The 23,145-nt window shown below is 41.8% G+C and carries 16 protein-coding genes; 4 read left to right on the plus strand and 12 right to left on the minus strand.

Annotated features, from left to right (window positions below; translation table 11 throughout):
• The first annotated feature begins 60 nt into the window (after positions 1–60).
• Positions 61–552, plus strand: a complete 492-nt coding sequence (gene folK, locus IPM47_07995; protein ID QQS30854.1) for a 2-amino-4-hydroxy-6-hydroxymethyldihydropteridine diphosphokinase — start codon at positions 61–63, stop codon at positions 550–552.
• Positions 553–671: 119 nt separating this feature from the next.
• On the opposite strand, the gene IPM47_08000 is transcribed toward folK, so the two are convergent.
• Positions 672–2,324, minus strand: coding sequence for a protein kinase (locus tag IPM47_08000; protein ID QQS30855.1), 1,653 nt, complete (start codon positions 2,322–2,324; stop codon positions 672–674).
• A 114-nt stretch (positions 2,325–2,438) separates the two neighbouring features.
• A complete protein-coding gene (locus IPM47_08005) occupies positions 2,439–7,001 on the minus strand; it encodes a S8 family serine peptidase (protein QQS30856.1) in 4,563 nt (1,520 codons plus the stop codon).
• A gap of 424 nt (positions 7,002–7,425) precedes the next feature.
• Here IPM47_08005 and IPM47_08010 point away from each other — a divergent pair, with 424 nt between their 5' ends.
• On the plus strand, positions 7,426–8,523 hold the full coding sequence (locus IPM47_08010) for an ATP-dependent 6-phosphofructokinase (GenBank protein QQS31419.1): 1,098 nt from the start codon (positions 7,426–7,428) through the stop codon (positions 8,521–8,523).
• A 207-nt stretch (positions 8,524–8,730) separates the two neighbouring features.
• On the opposite strand, the gene IPM47_08015 is transcribed toward IPM47_08010, so the two are convergent.
• A complete protein-coding gene (locus IPM47_08015) occupies positions 8,731–8,874 on the minus strand; it encodes a hypothetical protein (GenBank protein QQS30857.1) in 144 nt (47 codons plus the stop codon).
• On the opposite strand from IPM47_08015, the gene IPM47_08020 reads away from it, so the two are divergent.
• Together IPM47_08020 and IPM47_08025 are read left to right on the plus strand one after the other, a co-directional pair.
• On the plus strand, positions 8,867–9,334 hold the full coding sequence (locus IPM47_08020; protein QQS30858.1) for a hypothetical protein: 468 nt from the start codon (positions 8,867–8,869) through the stop codon (positions 9,332–9,334). The two genes, IPM47_08015 and IPM47_08020, sit on opposite strands and share 8 nt — an antisense overlap.
• Positions 9,331–10,257, plus strand: a complete 927-nt coding sequence (locus tag IPM47_08025) for an IS3 family transposase (protein QQS30859.1) — start codon at positions 9,331–9,333, stop codon at positions 10,255–10,257. Before IPM47_08020 ends, IPM47_08025 begins: the two co-directional genes overlap by 4 nt.
• A gap of 52 nt (positions 10,258–10,309) precedes the next feature.
• Here the strand turns inward: IPM47_08025 and IPM47_08030 are convergent, their stop codons facing one another.
• The 9 genes from IPM47_08030 to IPM47_08070 all read right to left on the minus strand — a co-directional run bounded on the left by IPM47_08030 (position 10,310) and on the right by IPM47_08070 (position 23,050).
• The gene (locus IPM47_08030) at positions 10,310–12,139 is read right to left on the minus strand and encodes a hypothetical protein (protein ID QQS30860.1); all 1,830 of its coding nucleotides are present in this window, start codon (positions 12,137–12,139) and stop codon (positions 10,310–10,312) included.
• Between the two features lie 59 nt (positions 12,140–12,198).
• Positions 12,199–12,651 (minus strand): T9SS type A sorting domain-containing protein, encoded by a 453-nt coding sequence (locus IPM47_08035; protein ID QQS30861.1) that lies wholly within the window; start codon positions 12,649–12,651, stop codon positions 12,199–12,201.
• Positions 12,652–12,755: 104 nt separating this feature from the next.
• A complete protein-coding gene (locus IPM47_08040; GenBank protein ID QQS30862.1) occupies positions 12,756–13,346 on the minus strand; it encodes a transposase in 591 nt (196 codons plus the stop codon).
• Positions 13,347–13,412: 66 nt separating this feature from the next.
• Positions 13,413–14,462: a transposase gene (locus IPM47_08045; protein ID QQS30863.1), complete on the minus strand. Its 1,050-nt coding sequence runs from the start codon at positions 14,460–14,462 to the stop codon at positions 13,413–13,415.
• Positions 14,389–14,757, minus strand: coding sequence for a hypothetical protein (locus tag IPM47_08050; GenBank protein ID QQS30864.1), 369 nt, complete (start codon positions 14,755–14,757; stop codon positions 14,389–14,391). The genes IPM47_08045 and IPM47_08050 overlap by 74 nt, the downstream gene beginning before the upstream one ends.
• Positions 14,758–14,818: 61 nt before the next feature.
• Complete coding sequence (locus tag IPM47_08055; GenBank protein QQS30865.1) at positions 14,819–15,625, minus strand: transposase; 807 nt, start codon at positions 15,623–15,625, stop codon at positions 14,819–14,821.
• A complete protein-coding gene (locus tag IPM47_08060) occupies positions 15,588–15,878 on the minus strand; it encodes a transposase (GenBank protein ID QQS30866.1) in 291 nt (96 codons plus the stop codon). Before IPM47_08060 ends, IPM47_08055 begins: the two co-directional genes overlap by 38 nt.
• A gap of 135 nt (positions 15,879–16,013) precedes the next feature.
• The gene (locus IPM47_08065; protein QQS30867.1) at positions 16,014–17,978 is read right to left on the minus strand and encodes a T9SS type A sorting domain-containing protein; all 1,965 of its coding nucleotides are present in this window, start codon (positions 17,976–17,978) and stop codon (positions 16,014–16,016) included.
• 164 nt (positions 17,979–18,142) lie between these two features.
• A complete protein-coding gene (locus IPM47_08070; protein ID QQS30868.1) occupies positions 18,143–23,050 on the minus strand; it encodes a T9SS type A sorting domain-containing protein in 4,908 nt (1,635 codons plus the stop codon).
• Positions 23,051–23,145 lie beyond the last annotated feature (95 nt).

Consider the following 23,145-nt stretch of genomic DNA (forward strand, 5'->3'; position numbering starts at 1 on the left):
TTGGATATTTCTTTGTTAGTAGTTTGTCAACACTTAATATTACACCTTAGTAATTAAGCAATGAAAACAATTTACCTGCTCACGGGATGTAATTTAGGGAAGCGGGTTTATCAAATAGACAAAGCTTCCCGCTTATGTGAAAGCAGTATCGGTAAAGTCGTTCGAAAATCTGATATTTTTGAAACAGAGGCATGGGGTAAAACTGATCAGCCTTTATTTTTGAACCAGGCATTGGAAATTCAGACTTCTTTATTTCCTTTAGAAGTACTACATCAAATTATTATAATTGAAAAAAAGTTAGGTCGTTTAAGAACAGAAAAATGGGGTGAGCGACGTATGGATATAGATATCTTGCTTTTTAGCAATGAGGTTATCAATACTACTGATTTACAAATTCCACATCCATATCTCCACTTGCGAAGATTTGCACTTGCCCCACTTGTGCAATTGGCTCCAGGTTATATTCACCCCGCCTTTCAATTGACTATCTCTCAATTGTTGGAACAATGCCCTGATACTTTAGAAGTATGGCACTACAAAAAAGCCAAATAGCCATATTTGGACTATTGAGTTATAGTTAATTACTCTGTTTGATAAATCTGATTTAGCAACATTTTGATCTGATGAAATAAATCACAAGTTGTGTTAGCTCTCAATCAGTAGTTGAATTGTTATTTCACCTCTAACAACTCAATATCAAAAATAAGAACAGAGTTTGGAGGTATATTGGTAGCTCCTGCTTCTCCATAAGCCAATGCCGAAGGAATAAGGAGTATTCCCTTACTACCTTCTCTAAAGATTTGCAAACCCTCTTGCCATCCCGGTATGAGCGCATTTAAAGGTAGTTCATCAGGTTTGCCCCGATCATACGAAGAATCGAAAACTGTGCCGTTTAACAAATATCCTTTTTGGTTAACCACAACTGTATTTTCCAGAGTAGGTTTTTTGCCCAGTCCCAATCTTGACATGGCAAAATAAAGCCCTGAACCGGTAGGTTGGGCAATCAGTCTGTTGTCGGCAATGTATTGCTTGATTAGGTCATTGTCTTTTTGTAGTTGACTGATACTTTTAAGTCCTACTTTTGTCCGGTTTAGCGGAAGCAATTTTGGATTTGATGTTGTATTTTCTTCACTTTTAGTCTCGTTTATCCTGATACCTATTTTTGGTCGGGTGGTATCAGGACTATTTATCAAAGTATCCGGGTATTCTGTTTTATTTTCTTCTTCGATAAAATACCCAATTAATGCGCTTAAACCAATTAACACAAAAAGCGCAACTGAAAACCAAATTTTCCATGAAAACGGAGAAGAACTAGTTTTAGGGGTAGCAGTTTTTGCATTTTGAATGGTCGGAGGCAAATCGGTAACATTCTTCTTTCCGGTGGTTGTATTTTCTCGATGAGTATTTCTTTTTTCTTTTTTTGCCTGTAACGGCACTTTTTCTATAATCTTAAGCAGTTCTTCGGCCGTTTGCACTCTTTTATGAGCATCTCTGACAAGACAAAGTTTTACAATTTCATTAAAAGGAGCCGGTAGTTTGTCAATCTGTTCAACCGGGATATTTTTATTCAGAATATTATCTAAAATTTGTCCTTGAGTAGTGCCTTCACTTCTTTTTCCAAGTAACGATTCGTTGTTTGGGTTCAGATGGTCGAATAACATGACACCCAATGCCCACAAATCGGTATTAGCAGAGGTTTTACCATTTATACCGAACTTGGCCGGGTTGATTTGTTCGGGAGACATGTATTCAAATGTTCCGACAAAGCTTTTAGAGGCATCGGTTTGTTCGGCATTTGTGGCCTTACTGATATTGAAATCGCAAATTTTAGGAATCAAATCACCATTGCTTGCCCTTTTAAGCAGGATATTGGAAGGTTTTATATCGCGGTGAACTATTGCTGGTTTACCGGTTGACACATCCGGGCGGTGCAGGTAGTCCAAACCCTTTAGAATGCCTGTAAAAACTTGCAAAAGTTGAGATTCGTCCGGATTTTGCTTCAGCCAATGACTGAGGTCTCCTTCATCAATTAACTCCATGACCCCATATTGCACTTGATAGGGATGCTGATGCTCGTCATGATAGGTATGGTTAAAAAAATCGTAGTACCGCAGCAAATTGGGATGCTGAAAATCTATAGCACGTTGAATTTCATTTTCTAACGAGTATTTATCGTCAGCATCTTCAATTTTAAACCTTTTCAGGGCTACATTACGTTTTAACTGCAAATCATAAGCCTTATAAACCGTTGCAAGTCCGCCTCTGCCTATTTCATCATGAATAGGGTCAAACTGATAACGATTGTTCAGGGTAACTTCGCCCATGTACCGGATATTTAGTCTTGGATATAAACGCTGCAAATTACCACTAATTTATGGCATTACGTTTATTACGGACTTAACATCCTTGGTTAAGCATCAAAATTTTATTCCAGTACCCTACCGTATTAGGGTTACATTTCCATGATAGGTTTTAGTTACATCACCTACAAAAGTTACCTCAATGAAATAAACATACACCCCTAATTCAGAATCGGTGTTTTTAAATGCCCCGTTCCAACCGGACAATATATTATCAGTTTCATAAAGTTGGTTTCCCCAACGGTTATAGACTATCAGATTAAAAGATTCAACTGGATTGCTGTTCACCACTCTGAACAAATCATTCATCCCATCGCCATTGGGCGAAAATGCAGAAGGAATCAATAATTCATTGCGGTTTAATACCTGAACGGTAACCGCATCCATTCCGGTACATCCGTTGGAATTAGTCACTGAAACCGCATATTCTCCTCCATCTGATACGGTAATAGAGGGAGTCACTGCGCTGTTTGACCATAAATACTGAGAAAATCCCTGTTGTGTACTCAAGGTGGTTGATTCTTCTTCTGTAATAGTCAGGTTGCCGGTTATTTCAGGCTGTACGCTATCTATACTGATGTCAATTTCATCGGTTGCCGAACACCCGATATCATTGGTAATCGTTACGGAATAAACACCGCTTTCAGATGCGGTGATGCTTTCGGTAGTGCTGCCATTGCTCCATAAGTAAGATTCAAAGCCTGCTCCTGCATTGAGGTTAAGCGTTCCACCATTGCAAAGAACTGTATCGGCACCCAAATTGACAGAAAAGTCAGCATTGTTCAATATTATGTCAACGGTTCTTACAGTTTGGCAGCCTTGTGGATTGGTAACTGTGATGGTATAGGTAATATCGCTTGTTACAGTTGCAACTGGATTTGGGATATTGGGATTGCTCAAACCGGTTGTAGGCGACCATTCGTAATTGTAGTTGGAGATAAAGTTAATATCGGTCAGTTGTAATTCCAACACATCTGTACTACAGGCTACTGTATCAATATTATTTACCGGAAAAAATGGGGGAGGAGCGACTATGACGGTAACATTGTCTGTTGCCGAACATCCGTAATTACCGGTTACCGTAACCGTATAGGTAGTGGTTTGAGCAGGTGTAGCAACAGGATTTGAGAAATTGGTAACGGATAATCCGTCCGGAGGCGACCAACTATAAGCAAATCCACCTGAAGCAGACAGGTTAATACTTTCTCCCGGACAAATTACCCCTCCTTGTCCGGCATCTACATCCGGATCAGGATTGACATTTACCGTTATGATTCCATAAGCTGTACAACCGCTGGCATCAGTAGCTACTACCACATACTGAGTGGTACTTTCCGGGCTGGCAACAGGATTGGCAATATTGTTAGCAGATAGCCCTGTACTTGGTGCCCAAACATAAGATACTCCGCCGATGACATTTAACTGAGCACCATCACCACCGCATATTGTAGGATCTTCTGAAACTTCTATAGTAAAATTGTTTTGTGCAATCAGGGTGAAAGAGGCTTCTTTTGCGCAACCCTCGCTGTCTGTAACAGTTACTATATAAAACCCTGCGGGAAGGTTGCTGATGGTGGAAGAATTGTTATTGGATTCAACAAAACCGGTACTCCAAGCAAACTCAAAAGGTGGGATGCCCGCAGTTGCCGTGGCGGTGATTACCCCGATATTTGGTTCAGCACAGGTAGGAAATGTTCCGGTCATTTCGGGAATAGCACAACACGAAAGCACAGCTTTAAACGTATATTCAGGATCATCAGGACAAATACTAACTACCCCCCAACTACCTGTTTCTGAATCTGAAAAATTGCGGAAAGTGATGCTTAGGTTTTGTCCGTCAAAAGCAGGAGGACATGCGGCAAGGGTGCTTACTGTGAAACAAAACTCCCACCCGCAACCGGTATCGGTAGGATCGCCAAAATTGTCTCCCGGATCTAAAGGGTCACAAACTCCCGGACAACCTGCATCTGACTCAAAGAAAAATCCGGGACCTTGGGGTCCGGTAATTGCTCCGGAACCACCGCCATCACTAACAACAGGGGTAGTGTACCAATCCCATGCACCACCTCCCGAACATGGAGGAGGAATAGAAGTCGGGGTTAATGTGGAAGCATCCCAACCATTGCCCAAAACAGGCACTAAGCCATGAAACCAGTCGGCTGCATTTTGATTATACCCTTCGACTGTAAAGCAAAACAACACATTTTGGCCGGGCAGATAAGTGCCTAAAACCGGTGGAGGAGTGGCGACTAAACTTTGTCCCAACATACAGATTTCATCTATTGTTTCACCATAGTTTTCCAGACAAAGCTGAAAATCGCCGGTATCGCCGGCAGATCCGCCGCTAATTTGTATATGGTAGGTCAATCCGGGCGTAACAGGAGCGAATGTAGCATTGATATTTCCGGTGGTTGACACCGCACAATCTCGTCCGATAAGGGCATTGCAAGCACCCTCGTAGAGGGCAACCACTGCGGTATCCATATCGAAAGTCAGGGAAACATCCAATATATTTGAAACGGCCACAAAACTATACCATAAGTCGGCTGCAGGGCCGGGCATCGGTATTCCGGCGCAGTTGTTTTGGTTGATATAGGGCAATTCGGCAAATGCGTTTTCGTTATTGCCGATAATACAACTTTGAGTGCCAATGCTGAGTGCCGGAAATGGGAGAGCATTGTCGCAAATATCGTTAATCTCGCTTGGCACTATGACCACAATTGTTGCCGTTCCGCCAACAGTACCGGTGCAAGACGGGTTGCTCATGGAGGTCAGGGTATAGGTAGTGGTAAACTGGGGAGCGAGATTTAGAATATACGGGTTTTCGGTAACACCCGACACGGTTTGGGTCGAAGCACCGTTTGAGTAAGTAAATGTCCAGGGCGGTGAGCCGGTAAAGCTCACTTCTACCGGAACGACATACCCCAACAGGATGACCGCAGCTCCGGTAATATAAGCACTCGGAGGGGCTATAATCACAGTTTTGGTAATTGTACTGGTGCCCAAATAGTTTGACACGGTAAGAGTTACCTCATAGCTGCCTGAAGTTGGGTAGGAAACCGTGGGGAACTGAGCAGTACTGCTGAAAGGAGTTCCTCCCGGAAATGACCATTGCCAGCTATCTAATTCTGTTCCGGCACTTAGATCAAGAAATGTAAAGACTTCACCCGCACAGGGAGGTTGTGCCGACCAGGTAAAGTTGGCAATTGGTTCGGAAGGGGTACATTGAACAGCAAGAAAAGCATTGACCCTTCCGGCTCCTAACTGGCCTTCAAATCCCGGGTTCAGACCGTCAATATTATCGGCGGTTTCTTCAAGACACTGTTCTATCCTGTCAGGTGTTGCGGTGGGGTCGAACGACAGCATCAAGGCCGCCAAGCCTGCTACATAAGGGCAGGCCATTGAAGTGCCATCATAAAATTCGTAAGCAGAAGTGCTTGTAGCTACGGTACTCCAAATCTGAACTCCGGGAGCCATCACATCAATACTATCTCCAAAATTTGAAAAATCGGCCCGGAGATCATTGTCATCAGATGCGCCAACGCTAATCACATATTGATAGGAAGCAGGATACATTAATTCGGATGTGTTGTCGTTTCCTGCAGCAGCAATTAAAACAATGCCTTGATTGTGGGCAGTTGTAAATACGGCCTGCTCGGTGGCGGATGGAGCACCACCACCCCAGGACATACTAATCACATCTGCCCCCGATGCAATGGCATATTCTACTCCTTCAATTGCGCCGGTCAACTGATCGGTTGCATCATCTGCGATTTTTACCGCCATCAAACTGACGTTAAAGCTAACCGAGGCGATGCCCGTGCCATTGTCGGTTACTGCGGCGGCTATTCCGGCACAATGTGTGCCATGAGAAAAATTAAAATTATCGGCAGAAGCGGGAGGGTTGGGGTTGTTGTCGTTGTCGGCAGCATCCCAACCATTGATGTCGTCAATATATCCGTTGCCGTCGTCGTCAATCCCGTTTCCGGCAATTTCTCCCGGATTGGTCCATATATTGGCAGCTAAATCTTCGTGGTCGAGCCGAACTGCGTCGTCCACCATTCCGATTACAATATTGCTGTTTCCGGTTGTGATGTCCCAGGCTTGTTCTGCCTGCGTTATCAAAACATTGTATTGGTTTGGATGAATATCGTTGGGGGTGAGAAAGGTTTTATGCTGGGGCACCTTTTCGGCAAACTCAACATAAGGAAAGCGCTCTAACCTGGAAATCAATTCCGCAGTCAATTCAGATTTATCAAATTTTATGCGATAATACAATTCCATTTCAGGCAATCGGGGAAAGGCCTTTTGAATAGCGGTTATTCCAAATGGTTCGAGCAAGGCTGCCCATCGGGTAGTTTGTGGATTTTGTCCTGATTTAAAATCTACCAAAGGATGTGCAGGGGTTCTGAATTTTACGTAAACCTGCCCTGATATGTACTGAATGGAACTGTTTTGTTCAGGGGGAATTGATATCAATTCACATTGTTCTTCCGGCAAATCATTGCCACACCAAATTGTTTCTGTTTGGCTTTGTTCAAAACAGATGTACAGACAACCAAAGGCTGAGATGGTCTGCAAACTAACCAACCCCCACAAATAGATGGCTATCATCAGACCGGTTAAAATAATTTTTTTCATAGATAAGAGGCTAAAGATGGTTGAGATTTTTCGTTCAATAACAAGTTCACGCAATTTATGAACATTTCGTAACTTGCAAAAATTTTTGGGTTTGAACCCGAAAACAATGTCGAAAATCAGACGACAACGACGGCCTTTAAGGTTGTTTGAATAGTTAAATATTGCGTTGATTTTTATTAAAATTCAAACTTCCCGACATTTTGGTATTTAGGTTGAGTAAGCATGGATTTAAGTTGTTAGAGTTGTGATTTCTGTTTTGCTTCATAATCACGTTGGTTTTATGAATGTATGATGAACAAGGAAGTACTTTTTAATTTTATTTTAGCCTTCTTCTTTTAGCGAGTTTTTGCTGCTTTATAATCGGCTATATGCTGATAATTTTTTTAAACAATAAAACTTAAAGTTTGTGAAGAGTAACATACCCCTGATTAAAAAGATTGCCATATCTACCGGAGGTGGAGATGCGCCCGGTTTGAATGCCGTGATTAAATCGGTAGTGCTTTCAGCAGCCAATCGCGGATGGGAATGTATAGGTATTCGGGATGGATACGACGGGTTGTTGTTTCCCGGAAAGTACAAGAGAGGTGGAATTCAGTTGCTGACACCTGCTGATGTGCAATATATAACCCCGCTTGGAGGCACAATCTTAGGGTCAACCAACCGGGGAAATCCGTTTAAATACCCCGGAAAAGATGCAGACGGAAATGACATTACAATTGATATGACCGACCAATTGATTCAGTCTTTAAAAGACCATAAAATTGATGCGATGATTGCAGTAGGAGGAGACGGGTCATTGAAAATTGCCAATGAATTGGGCAAACGCGGGGTACGGATTATAGGGGTTCCAAAAACGATTGACAACGATTTGGACCATACGGTCGTAACCTTTGGATTTGATACTGCGGTAGCTTTTGCTACTGAATGTATTGACCGGCTGCATACCACTGCCCGCTCGCATGGGCGAATGATGGTAGTAGAGGTTATGGGACGTTATGCAGGATGGATTGCCCTTCATTCAGGCATATCTGCATCCGCAGATGCCATCCTTATTCCCGAAATACCTTACGATATTAACAAAGTGGCAGACTACCTTTTGAACAAGGTTTACCCTTCAAAACAATATGCCATTATCGTAGTGGCAGAAGGTGCATTGCCAATTGGCGGGCAACAGATTTACCAGGAAAAAGACGGCGGAAAAACCAAACGATTGGGTGGAGTCGGGGAAAATGTGGCAAAAGATCTTTCCGGGTTAACCAAAATTGAGGTGCGAGATGTAGTTCTCGGACACCTCCTGCGAGGAGGCAGCCCTACCGCTTTTGACCGGCTTATTTCATTGCGCTTTGGTGCTGCCGCCACCCGTGGGCTTGCCGAAGGACGCAATCAGGTGATGGTATCTATTGACCCTCCAAAAATTGAGTATGTAAAACTCGAACTTGTTGCCGACAGAATGAAAAAAGTAGATGTGAGCAGCGATACCATTTTAACAGCAAAAGATTTGGGTATCTGCTTCGGAGATTGATATAATGTTCTGATGGGCAATATCGCAGAGTTATGCTTCTTCGGTATTTGTGATCTCAAAAATGGTGCGGTTGCTTTGAAAGCTCATAGTTTTCTGCAATTTAGTTTGAACAAATATAGTTGTTTTGATAATTGCCGGTATATGTCAAACCTTATAGGTTTGTCAAACCTATAAGGATTTAAACACGCCACCTTTCAGGTTTTTCACTTACCTAACCACCGCCACCTTCCCCCTCGCCAACACCATGCCCAATTGCTCGACGGAATACAAATACATCCCCTCCGGCAGATGTGCCACCGATATTGTCTCGTCCTGAAATAGGTTTACACTAAAAAGTGTAAAAATGGACAAAAAAAGTAAATTAATTACAGGATTAAAATCCGGAAAAATCATCATTCAGAAGCCGAATAAGTATTTTACAGATTCGGAAAAACATCACATTCTTCAGGAACTGTTGAGTTCGGGTAGTACTAAACAGGAGATTTGGGAAAAATACACCGGGCAACAGGAAGAACACGGACAACTGCTTCGGTGGATGCGACAATTAGGCTACGATACTTCTGTTAAAACCAGAAGACCTAATTTTACAGCCAATAATGATACAGTTATGGCACAAAAGACAACAACATCAGAAAAGATAATCGAAGACTTTGAAACGCTTCAATTGAAAAAAAGGATAGCAGAACTGGAAGCTCAACTCAAAGAAGCCGAGATGAAAGCCATTGCCTTTTCTACGATGGTGGACATTGCCGAACGGGAGTTTAATATTCCGATAAGAAAAAAGTACAATACCAAGCCATCGAAGAAATGAAAAACACTTTTCAGAACATAGGACTTGCCAAGCTATGTTCTTGGCTTGGTATCACCAGACAGGGATATTATCAAAACTCGTGGAAAGCCATTGATACCACTATCGAAGAAGAATTAGTGCTGCAACAGGTAAAGCAAATCCGGCAAAATCATCCGAGATTAGGCACTCGAAAACTCTATGAAAAATTGCAACCCTTTCTGCTTGAAAACAGCATTAAAATGGGTAGAGATGCTTTGTTTAACTTACTTTCATCTAATCATTTACTGATAAGAAAAAGAAAGCGGAGAATACAAACCACCAACTCTTATCACTGGCTCAGAAAATACCCTAATTTGATAAGGGATTTTGTACCAACCGCCCCGAATCAATTATGGGTAAGTGATATTACCTATTGGAAAATAGCTGACAATAAACATCTGTACATCAGTTTTATCACCGATGCTTACTCACACAAAATAGTAGGCTGGCACGTAGCAGAAACATTGGAAGCTATCGAAAGTATTGCCGCCCTGCAAAAGGCTCTCTCTGCCTTTGAAGGGGCAGAGAGCCTTTTGCCGCTCACACACCACAGCGACAGAGGCATACAATATTGCAGCAAGGAGTATGTAAAGTTATTACAGGATTACAATATACAAATCTCAATGACCGAGAACGGAGACCCTCTTGAAAATGCTGTTGCCGAAAGAGTAAACGGTATCATCAAAGAAGAGTATTTAGAGGCTTACCAAGTCAGTAATATCAAGGAAGCAACGGAGTTATTGAACAGCGTTATACAGCTTTACAATGACGACAGACCACACCTAAGCATCAGTAAACTTACTCCCAGTCAGGTACATCATTCATCAAACCCAATAAAAACACAAAGATTATGGAAGAATTATTATCAAAAAAAGGTAACTCCTGTAAACCAATTGCAGGACTAATTTTTAATTGTAAATTTGTATCAGGATTTAATCATTAACCTGTAAACTTTTTTTAGGACGAGTCATGGATTGAAGAACCCACCCCTTGCCCCTCCGAAGGAGGGGAATTTTCAGGGATGCCCACCGGTTTTGCTATGGCTATGGTTTCGGTATAAACCGAAGTATCCTGACAAACTATGAGCGTCAGGGTAACGGTAAAGCTGCCGTTGTCGGGATATATGTGTACGGGGTGTTCTTGAGAAACGGGCGGGCTGCCGTCGCCGAAATCCCAACTTAGCAGACCGCCTTGTTCTAAGTAGGCGTTTTGGCTGAGGTTGGTAAACAATACGGTGTAATCTAATATTTCGTGATTGAAAGCGGCTTCTGGTTCGGGGTCGAAGCCGATGCAAACCGCACGGGTAAGGGTGGAAGTATCGTTGCAAACAATGGCTTGCAGGGTAACGGGAAACAGCCCTGATGATTGGTAGGTGTGGGTGGGCAGGCTGCCGCTACAAGGCTCGTAGCCCTGACCACAAAGCAAAAGCGGGCTGCCATCGCCCCAGTCTAAGATATAATGCCCGCCGTCTATGCTGTCGGGGTAAACATACTGGGTTTGGTTGGCAAAGGCTATGGTTTGGGGCATGGATGGGTATGGCAGCACCAAAAAATCAGCCTTAGGTTCGGTAAGCAAACCCATGCAGTTCAGCCGGACCAACCAGGCGTCTGCCCCCTCACCTGAAGCGGTGTTGCTCTCCGTTCTGCCGCACAGCACATACCCGCTTTTGCCGCTAAAGTCATGGTTTTGAACGATGAGGTCGTAGAAATAGTCCGGTCTGTTGCCTCCGTATCTCCGTTTCCAAAGCGTGTTCCCCGAACTGTCAAGTTTTACAATTTCGGCATCTTTTAGTACCAATGGAGCCATGGAATATGGGTAGGTCGTACCGGCAACGACAACTTCTCCCGTTGTTAATTCTTTTATGCTGGATGCGGGACTTTCCAAAAAATGTTCGTTGTTTATCCATGCAACACTATGATCCGGGTTAATCTTGTAAACATAAGCATAAGTATTTACATTGGGATGGTATCGCCTTCCGGAAAAAAAGATATTTCCACTATTGCCAACAAATAAACTTGTTGCTACATCCAACGATATCCAAGTGGAAGGATTAAGGTCGAATACCTGATGCCAAAGCCAGTTACCAAGGGAGTCTATTTTGATCAGGGCTATATCACCTGTAACCCCATCTTGGTTAACTGTAGCCAGCAGGTATGCCCCGCCGTCGGGCGTGGCGGCTATGTCTTGTATCCAGTTGTATTTGAACGGGGTATTGAAGTAATAGTTGTATATGGTGTCTAATAATAACTCACCCGCATTGGGATGTAGTTTTGTTAAATATAAATTCCTTCCATCTAAATCGGGCTTTAGTATCCAACCTCCGGTAAATAACAGGTTATCGCTCGTTAATGCTGCGCAGAATGTTTGGTTTTGCTGTAGCTGCCAATCTTCATTAGATATGCCATCTGTCATTTCTAAATATTCATTTAAAACAGTATAATAGCTGAATAGTCTCTCTGTATTTAAATTCAATGCACTGTTAATCAAATAATAATTACTGTTGTTGTATTCAATAAGGTCTTCCGCAATAGTTGCAAAATAGCTTCCTGTCAGGTCAGTTTTATTCCAATTAAGGCCTTCAACACTAACAGAGGCTGTATAAGAATTCCATTGCTGAGTAGAAAGGTTTTTATATGTGCCCGCCACTATATATAGAGAGTCTCTTTGCAAAATTTTATCTGCCTGTTGCACATTTGCCCACGAATAATTTTGCATAAAATAGGGCTGTGGCTTTGCCGTTAAAAAGGGTAAAGCAGATAATGCTACAAATAATATTATGTTCTTCATAGTTTTATCAACTAAAAAATGGCACGCAACTTTTGTTGCGCGCCATTAAAGTTTTAAAATTATTTAACAATTAAAAATTTATTGACGGTAACTGGGCTGCCATTAATGCTGACCGAATAAAAGTACAAACTGGCAGTATAATTATGGACATCAATTAAATATTCGCCACTATCAATAAATGTTGCTGTGTTTAATACTTGCCCAATTGGGCTGTACAGAATAAAAAGTGCAGTCTCCCTACTATCCAAATCATAACTGAGGGTTGCAGTATGATTGGAAGGATTAGGATAGATTGCAGATACTTTATCCTGCAAGTTTTTAAACGAAGTGTACCATGTATCGCCACCATTTGCCAAAACAGGCAATTCGACAGGAAATTCTATCGTCTTTGCTAAATATAGCAATGCCTGCGCCTTGTAGCTTGTTTTCGTTCCGCTTTCGGCTATATCTAATAGTTGGTCTTCTTCGGTGGTAGTGATGTCGAAATTGGTGCGGTTGCTTTGAGAATCCATAATTTTCTGCAATTTAGTTTGAACAAATATAGTTGTTTTGATAATTGCCGGTATATGAGGCTGTCTAAAAAGCATCCACATTGTGGGTTAATTTAAGCTGATAATTAAGCGGCTATGTCCCATGCACTATCAAAAATGATAAAGTGGAGTACTATTGCTTGATTTTGGTCGGTATATGAGGGATTTTGACCGTTTTTTTGTGCATTTCCCTTCTTCTTTGCCAATTTTCTCAAGTTATGCCCTATTGCCATTAACCCAAATTCAATAGCAACCTTATCAAGCCCCCTTAATGTGAACCTTGTGAACTTGTTGTTGCTTTTCATTTGTCCGAATGCCGCTTCTACTTCTACCGGTCGTTTGCTCCGGTAGTATAACCCTTTTGGGGAAGTAAGCAGTTCTCTTGCTCTGTCTCTGTGCCGGTTCAGATTATGGCTGACTTCCATCCTTCTGTTTCCGGGTGAGTTGTGGCACATTTCCCGCATCGGACACCCTTCACAATGTTTGGCTTCATAATAATGCAATTCTGATTCATAACCATTGGAACTTATCCGTTTGCCTTTTCCGGCGAACTCCATCCTTTTATCCATCGGACATACATAATAATCTTCCTGTTTGTTGTAGTATAAGTTCTGAACCAGAAATGGATTATTCTTTTGAGCCTTTTTTTGCTCATGGTGGAAATAATTGTATTTCACATAACAACAAGGCTGCCACAAATATAAGATAAGACGGTCGTGTTTTTTCTTCTATATTATAGATATTTAAGCGACATTGACCAAATCTGTTGGCATAAACCCGTCTGCGAATTGAGTATTAAAAATTGAATCGGGCGATTTTCGTACCAATTTAATAACTGTTTTGACCGTAAAACGCGTATTACAGAGTATTTTGAGGTCTAAAATGCTAAAGTTAGGGTTATTGTATTTAACCTGATATTGTGCCTGCAAAATTTTAGCCGTCAAGGTAGCGGTAAAGCATAGATTAACAAAATTGGTCAGATTTTTCGAGGTGTAGTTTTTGAAATCGGATAGTCCGAAAAATTGTTTGGCATCCCGAAAGTCAAACTCAATCTGAAAACGCAAACTATAATAATCTATCATAGTTTGCCAGTCGAGGTTAGGGTCGGTGGTGCAAAATTTAGAGAAGGCTACTTTTTGGGTTTTCAAATTGGTTATTTTTACTATCCCCACATTTAACAGGTTTTTGCTTAAGGATTTGTTGTAACAGGGCAGTTGCCATATCTGAGTAAGGAGACCATTTTCGGTTTTGGTGTCTTTCAGTTCTTGGTTATCAAGGTTGTTCAAATCTACTTTTTCTCCGTATTTTTTGGGTCTTCCCCGATGTTTTGGGGCTACTGGGTCTGAGTAGGCATAGACGAGGGCGGCATTTACAGGCAAACGGGTAATCAGGTGAAGTCCGGTCTTTGTTACCGCAGAGAAATAATCTGCCGAGGCATAAGCACAGTCTGCTACCATATAGGTCAGGTTGATGCCCGGTAAGCACGAAAGCAACTTGTTTAACAAGGCGGTGAATGCCCGAAAGGATGCCGTAGGATTGGGCTGCTTGGGTCGGTTTTTGCTGCCTTGCTTCCTGCCACGAACCAAACATCTGCCTTCGGCACTGCGCGCTTGCCAGCTAATGCCTTCTTTTTCTGTTCCGCTATCCGCTTCCTGTCCCCCTCTGTCTGTACGACTTGCTCTACCACCATCGGATATGATTTCCGTTTCCCCACAGCTATCAGAGAAGCACAAAAAAACAAATCCCGAATATGGGGCATTTCTGAATGCTGCTCCAAAACTTCGACAAACCATAGGTCTTGTCCCGACTTTTCCCTTCTACCACTTCGTCTATGGCTATAATATAATTCTCCTCCGGTTGATACACCCACTTCAAAAACAACTTCATACGAATGCGCTCCCACAGGTAGTCCTCTGACATAAAACGAAACCAAGTGCGAACAGAGTAGTTACTATAGCGGCATAAACTCCGTACACTTACTCCATATCGAATACACATAAAACAGTACAGAAAATCCCTTAATTGTAATATCTTTGCTACTGACAGGATGTCTTTATATAACTCTAAAGGCAGAATGTTGGGAGGCATATACTTTGATTTTGGGTTTGCAATTCGCAAAATTACAAAGATATCGCCTCCCTTCTTTTTTTTAATGTGTGGCAGCCATGTTGACATAAGCGGCTATTTGTTTGTTTTCCAGCATTTCGTAATTCTCTTCGCTTCCATAACCTGCATCGGCTGATATTTCTTTGCTTTGGGTTTCGTATTGTTGTTCAAAACCGTCGAGGTGCTTTTCTAAAGTCGTGGTGTCGCCAGGCGTTTGGTGGATGCTGTAATGGGTAATGAACTGATCTTCGGTACTGATTTGTGCATTGTAAGCCGGTTTCAGCTGACCGTTTTGCATGTGGTCATCTTTCAAGCGCATAAAGGTAGCATCCTCATCTGTCTTGCTGTAGCTGTTCCTCCCGCCAAGCGTTTCCAACTGTTGCTCATATTGCTCCAATTTGGGCAGGTGTTCTTCTGCCAACTTTTTTAACTGCTTTTGGATGGTTTTGTCTTTGTCTTTTATTTCGCTGTTCAACTTTGACAGCATTTCTTTTAGCTCTTTGCTGTCAATGGCTTTGGAGGTATCCTCCCCATCCGGTTCCGATTGGTCTTCTTTAATCTGTGATTCTATTACCGACAAGATTGCCTGTATTTTCTTTTCCAATTTCGCTTTGTTTTTCTCTACACTCCCTTTCCACACAAAACGATAACGATTGGATGCCGATTCTATCTTCGTACCGTCTATGTATTGGACTTCAAGGCTGACATATTTCAACTTCTGTAACATGCGAACCACATCCCCGAACAACTGCTGAATACTCCCCTTCAGCCTTTTGCCCCGAAAATAATTGATGGTTCTGTAATCGGGAAGGCTATTCCCCCGAAAGCCACATAAAATGAATGTTTTCATGTAACGCTTTTTCGATTTTACGACACGAATAAATATTGTTTAAATAGGCGTAGAACAATACTTTTAACATCATGCGGGGATGATAACTCGTCGTACCTCCGCCTTTATATTGCTTGATTATGTGGTCTATATCCAAACCATCCACCAATTCATTTACTAACATAACGGGATGGTTTGCCGGTATCTTGTCAAAAATGTTTTCAGGAAACAGGCTTAACTTATTGGCGGGTATGGCTTTAAATTGTGGTTTCATTTCGCTTGTTTTTATTCCTAAAGTTACAGTTTCTTTCCCTCATAAAAAAATATTTAAATCACTTTTTTTGATTTATGAGAACTGCTTTTTGAGGGGCTTTTTAGACAGCCTCAAACCTATAAGGTTTGGAACAACCTACCGCACCACCGCCACCTTCCCCCGCGCCACCACACCGCCAGCCTGCTCTGCTACATAAACATACAACCCCACCGGCAAATGCGCCACCGAAACGGTTTTGACGGTTTCGCCCGCGGCAAGGGAGGTTTGCAGGAGGGTTTGACCGGTTAGGTTGTAGAGGGTAAGGCTCGTTTCGACTTCGCTCAACGAGCGGGGCGGGTTAGTGATGATGAACTGGAGTGTGTTTTGGGCTGGGTTGGGGTAAACTATTAAAGAACCCAACCCCTCCGAAGAGGGGATTTCAGAAACGCCCACCGTCTGAACAACCACCTCCTGCGAATAAACCGAAGTATCGGCACAGACTACCAACGTGAGGGTAACGGTATATGTGCCGTTTTCTTCGTAGCTGTGGGTGGGGTGTTCTTCGGAAACCGGCGGGCTGCCGTCGCCAAAATCCCAACTTAGCTGACCGCCTTGTTCTAAATAGTCGTTTTGGCTTAGGTTGGTAAAGATGATTGTGCCTCCGGTATCTTCATAGCTAAATCCTGCCTGCGGATTGGGAGCAAAGCCGAGGCAAACAGATTGGGTAAGGGTGGAAGTATCGTTGCAAACTATTGCTTGCAAGGTAACGCCATAAATACCCTCGGTTTGGTAGGTGTGTGGAATAGTGTTAGCACTACAAGCGGCGTAGCCTTGCCCGCAGAGGTAGGGCGGGCTGCCATCGCCCCAATCTAAGTGGTAGTATCCACCGTCTATACTGTCGGGGTAGGCGTACTGGCTTTGGTTGGTAAACAGGAAGCGGGCGGGCAGGTTGGGGTCTTGCGATATGGTAAATGCTGCCTGCGGCAGGGTGAGCAAACCCATGCAGTTGGTTTTGACGATGTAAGCCCCACCAAGAGACCACAGTTCAGAATTAATTGTTTCAATAGTATCTGCGCGACCCACACAAATATAGCCTCCTAAAGGTTGCGGAACAGGAGTGAAATTATAAAAGTAATCGTACGATATCCCATAATCGAATATCCGTGTCCATAATGGCTCACCATCGCTACCACGCACTTTCATAATAAATGCTTCTGTATAAATACCTGTTTTACGCGTTCCGCCTATACATACAAAATTACTCCCTACTTGATAAACCCTTCCTATATAACCTCCACTAACACCCTCTGAAAAATACACCCGACTCCAAAGTACTTCATTTAAGGAATCTAAACGGAGCATAGAAGGATACAGTTTATTGTTACTAACTGTACCGGGCAGATTACTCCCTCCTGCCAAAGCAAAACCATTATCATTTGTCTGTATGCCATCTACAAGTTGATCTTCATAACCAATACTATAAGTTTCGCTCCATTCCATAATACCGGATTCATTTATTTTCGACAGAAAAAAATTTCCGAAAAAAAAGCCAGGATTAACCTCTACTCTGCCAATTGCATAAACCCCCCCTTCAGAAGAAGGTAATAACTTATAAATTATATTACGATGGTTATAAGTGCCATAATTATTCCGCCAAACCACCTCGCCATCGGTCATTTTCAGCAACCACATTTGAGTAGGAACAGTGCTTAAAAATGTCTCTCCGCCAACATAATAAGTATTGGTTTCAGGATAATAATGCATACATGCTGCATCACCTTGATATGGGAACTGTTGAAGATTGTAAAAATTGAGCAAATTTCCGTCGAAATCCACCTCCATCAAGTATTGAGTGTCATGAGTTTCGTTAGTAATCGGATTAACTACACCATTATTCATCCGACCACTTATTGCGAAACCTGTTGGAGTTTGGATTAAGTCTCTAAGAACAAAATCGCCGAAATCTTCTCCAAAATTGAACGATATTGTGTCTTCTATTTGATCATTGGTAAAAATCAATTTTACTTTTTCAAAACTGTTAATATCCTGAAAATGACCTGTACCTAACAAAACTTTATTCCCATCGTAATACTCAATCTCACCTACAGCTTGGGTAAACAATGTTTTTATGTTTTTTTCATAGTACTTATTCTGTGCCCAAATTGGTTGTATTAAAAAAGTGCATGCCAATATAATTATAAGTCTCCACATGATATGAAATTTAAACTTTAGGGAATTAAAAAAAGACCTTGCTTTATATATATGCAAGGTCTTTAAAAAAATCGCTATTTACTGATAACCGTAAATTTACCAACAATAGGCATATTGCTATTGTCTTTGATGTGGTAATAATATAGCCCGCTTGACCAGTTACCAATATCTAAGGTAAATACAGACTTTTTGTTGTCTAATGAACTTTCCATTTGTAGATTACCCTGAGAGTTAAAAATCTGTAACTTATAGTTTGTATTTTTTTCAGGAAAATACTGAATAGAAAGTATATCAGTTGTAGGATTGGGATATACAATAACCTTCGGGTCTTTTACAATATTTTTATTTTTAAAATGTACATTCCAGTTTCCTATATTTTCGGCTATTATGGAAGGAAGTTGAGGCAAGGCAAGTATTATTTCTTCACCGAATGCTGTATATAGCATTACTCTCGCATCCATCGAAGCAAGGGTATTTGTAGCAGCTATTTGGCGCACTAAAGTTTCTTCTTCAGAAGATAGTTCCATATAGGTGCGGTTGCTCTGACCCAAATCTTTTTCTATCTGAACAAGTTGTTTAAACCAGAAAGATTCTTCTTCCGTTTCGGATAAGGTTTCAGTAAGTGCCGATGTTAGCGTATAATCACTTTCTTCTAAAGCGCCGGCAATTTTTAACCTTGTTGCCATATCGGTTTCTACTGAATTGAGCAAAGACATAGCCGAAATTGTATCTTGTTCTTCTAAAAGGTAGTTCCAATATTTATTGAGCATTACATAATCTACCTCTCTTTCCTCACCCATTTCTCTGACCATATAATCCGGTATTTCCCGCCAGGTTGAGCAGCTAACTGTATTCCCGCCAAAAGAGCACGGTGAATTAATTGTTGTAGCTCCGCCATAATCAACAATAGTAGGAGTAAGTTCAACTACCGGGCGATGATAATAGGTAAACCCATCCGCAATAACAGAAGTAATATCAAAATATGTAGAATTGATGAATACATTATCTGCCGGACGGGGGAAAGATGGGTTGCAGTTACCTTGGTCATCCAACATCCCAAGAATACTATTGACGGTATCGTCTATCAGTAAAATGGGATATTCCTGATCTAAAAATTGGTTGCAATACAATTGAGTGCCTTCGTTATCACCAATCAGCCAAACACCTATACTGTTTTCAGAAAATACACATTCGTGAACAATATTAGTTACCCAAGAATTATTGAGCAAAACAATGCCGGCTGAAGTTTCATTGATATAGTCGTTGTAGATATTGAGTTGTGCGCGAGATATAACCATACCAAACGATACATTTGGAACATTCGCTAAACCTGTTATTTCATTAGAAATTGTGTTAATTTTGCCGCCTAATGCCTGGATTGCAAAAACACAATCATTGAACTTATTGAATCTTACATTGTTGGCGTATGAACTTGAAAATGAAGTTGCTGTTAATGACGTTCCTACTGTACAGTCTTCAAAAATGTTTTCATCAATAATCCAACTGTTTATGTCCATTCCTCTAATGCCATACTTAGGTGTTCCAAATGTGTTGCCTGTTCCAAAAGCATTGCTGTTTCCTATAAACAAGCGGGAATATTTTTCGCCGTAAATACAGGCTTCGGTGGTAAAGGTGGCGGTACCGGCAAGCACATTGAACGGGAAGATTAATCCGGCATTACTGCATCTGAATATTGTGCCTTCAATTCTTGAGGCTATTGTTCCAATTGGTGCAGTATTGGTGTACCAACTCAGGTTCAACCCTTGAAAACAATTATAAAATACTCCGGTTTGGGTAATAATGACCCCCCCCGCAGAATTGATTGCTTCCGTACTGTTGGTAGAAGGTTGTAATACTAAAGGGGTTAATGTTTGGCATAGAGTACTGCCGGGATCGCTACATAACTCATTTTGATGAGCTTCGATTTGAGTAGCCATATCATTTACATCAATAATAGGTGTAAACATACCGGCAGCTCCAATAATAGCATTGTTTATATGCGAATTTACCGCACTGTTCAAGTTTAATACTCCGTAATTAGGCAATGCATCTATCATTATTGCACGAGAAACCCCATAACCAGGTCCGACTATTCTGATGCCTTGCCAAACAACATTACAAGGAAGAAGCCCATCTAAAGTTACACCGCTTAAAATCCGCAAAACTGCTCCGTCTTCTACAATAATTCTACCAAGAGGTCCAAAAAAAGCGGTAAATCCAGAAAGATCGAGTACTATTCCTCTTGGAATAATAATATCGGCATTGATGTTTATTATGCCTCCTGTCGGAGTGCCGAAAACTGTTATCAGTTCGTTAGAAGCTGTTGACCAAGTACTTGAACTTTGTACCACGTAAGCCAAATTGTCATAAACCATCGTTAACCCATTTGAGTTTTGATCTATCAGAAACTCGGTTTCCTGCAAACAACATAGGAGTTCGTGATAAGTATCTATAACTTCAGGTGTTTCATCTGGTGGTGGCGGGCAACAATATTCAACCGCAGTAACTTCAGCTAAAATGGTTGTACAACCCCATTCATTGGTAACCTCATAAAAAATCAAATAAACTCCTTCTATTCCAACAATAAAGTTGTAGGGTGGTTCATTAATGTCTGTATCATTACCGTTGGGGTCTATTACAGTAAGCACACCGCCGGAAGGCATTGGGGATAGTTGTACAGTATCGGCAATACAATACTGGGACATTAGGTTTTCTATAATAGGCATATCGGGCAAGGGGTTCACGGTTACGGTAGCTTCACCGGTTGCGGTACAGTTGCCGGAGCCGGTTAAAGTAACCGTTACGGTATAAGTAGTGGTAGTGTCGGGGCTGACGATGATGGCGGGGGCATTTGAACCGTTGCTCCATAAATAGCTACTTCCGCCCAATGCAGTTAGTGTAGTCGTTTGTCCGGCGCAGATGGTTAAGTTATCGGCATTAATGATTGCAATTGAATCACATTCCAACACAACAGAGACGCTGTCTATATAGATATGATATTGAAAAACAGAATCTCCTAAATTAGTGTAGGCACTCATTAAAAGTGTACTGATTTCTTCATCTGTTGTGTTAACCCATGAAAAAGTGTAGTAAGGTACAAGATTAAAATCTATATTGTTTAGTGTGTCTTGCATGGTAACACCTGACGGCAATATGATGGCAGGGTCCAAATCTACCCCGCAATCGTCCGGAGTCATATTTGTTGCAGATATAGAACCGCATATATTAAAAGTACCCGTTGTGCAACCCATAAAAGGGAAAGAAGAGCATGGGTACTCGTCCAATGCCGTAAAAAGCAAGGTTGGTACTAAGCCTGAAACGGAGGATGAGTCAGTTGCAACAGAAAGTGCACTAAAGCCGACCGTAACCTCACAACCGGGCGGGATAGGGTTAGACAAGGGCAGGCTGACCGTTTCCCAATCGCAACCGGCTTCACAACGAAACAGGTGGAGCACATTGTTATCGTTATATTGTATTATATCCGGCGAGTTTGGTCTCTCTGTAAACCGATAATCGTTAATCTGGTCTTCAGGATCAAACTGGAAAAAATAATTATTGCTTCCATAAGTTAAAAAATCTTCAAAATCACCGTAACATATCAAATTGCAGTTTGGGTCGCTACATTGAATTTCTATGGGTTCGTGATTAACTATTATGGTTATTCTTTCTGTTTTGCAAATGTCGTTACAACTTACAAGGGTATAACAAAACTGAAAAATTCCTAATGAGGTTGCTGTAATGGTTATTGTGTCGGAGTTAATATCTATATCAAGGTCGCCAATATTAAAACAATCCAAGTCAAAACTAATTGTAACACCTTCGGACAGGGTGTCATTGCTTAATATGCCGTTTTCGCCATAAATAGGGATGGTGAGGGGGTTGTTGGCAGATAAGCCATTCAGATAAATATGGTAGGTATCGGGTGTGGCAAATATTTCGCAGGGCTGTTCACAGACTTCTTCTTCCGTCATATCTGTTATATGATAGCCAAGGGCGCAAAGAATTTCAAGTTCGGCACCCGTTAAAACGCGTCTCATTTCGCCGGCACTGATACCGGGATGCATCACATAATTTGCCGAACTAAGCCCTAATAAGGCTGTACAGGTTGTATCTAAATGAGATAATTTGTTAAGAAAAACGGAGAGTCCATCGGTATCGGTAAAATCTATATTGCCGGCTACATTTACCGGTGCTAATATATAGCCGGTATAGTTTTTAAATCCTAATTGCAGCGAGCATCCAAAGGCAAAGTCGTCGGGCATTTCGTTAAAAACATCTGTGTTAAAGGCATAATTGCTGCAACATTCTGTGGTCGGACCGGAGCTGATTAAAAAGGCTGAATCGGGAACCGAAAACAAAAATTTATCCCAACGGCTGTAAAAAGAGCCATCAACAGGTGTGCCGTTCAGAGATATACGCGAACCAATACCTAAAATATGCAATGCTTCGTGCAGGGCAACAGAATAGAGGTCGTAATGTAGCGTGTCTATACCGAAACCTGTTTGCAGCGAGTCGTCGTCTGCTATGGTATGCCAAAGGGCATCCAAATCAATAGTCAGTATTCCCATATATTCCGTTGAGGTACTTGTGCCATATAATTTTTCAAGGATAGGGCTGTCGGCAATGCCGCAATCAGACATCCAATAGGGGCTTCCGGTACCCAAAATGTCTTCAGGAAGGGTATCTTTTTTAATTATTAAATGTATGTCGGGCAGCAAAGTTGTGGAGTAATCCATCATTTCGGACAAATCGGAAAAAACCCTGCAAATGGTTTCTTCCTCTTGGGGTGTCCAAGAGCCGGTAAACAACAACTGAAAAAAGCCGCTGTTGCAGGCACCTTTAAAAGCACCGGAACCATCGCCCGGATAAGGGAAATCGTCATCGGTGTAAGCATTACCAAACCGGTCGTAAAAATGAGGAGTTTGTCCTTGTTGAAGCGGCGGCTTCTCAATTACTCCGCAAAAATCAAGCGGTTGCCCCATTAACACATTACCCCCCCCCCCATATATAATAGGGAAAACGATACGAAGACAACCAACGACCTAAAGCCGGAAACAGGGAAAGAATTTTTTTCATT

The organism is Sphingobacteriales bacterium (assembly GCA_016700115.1).
Taxonomy (GTDB): Bacteria; Bacteroidota; Bacteroidia; order Chitinophagales; family UBA2359; genus UBA2359.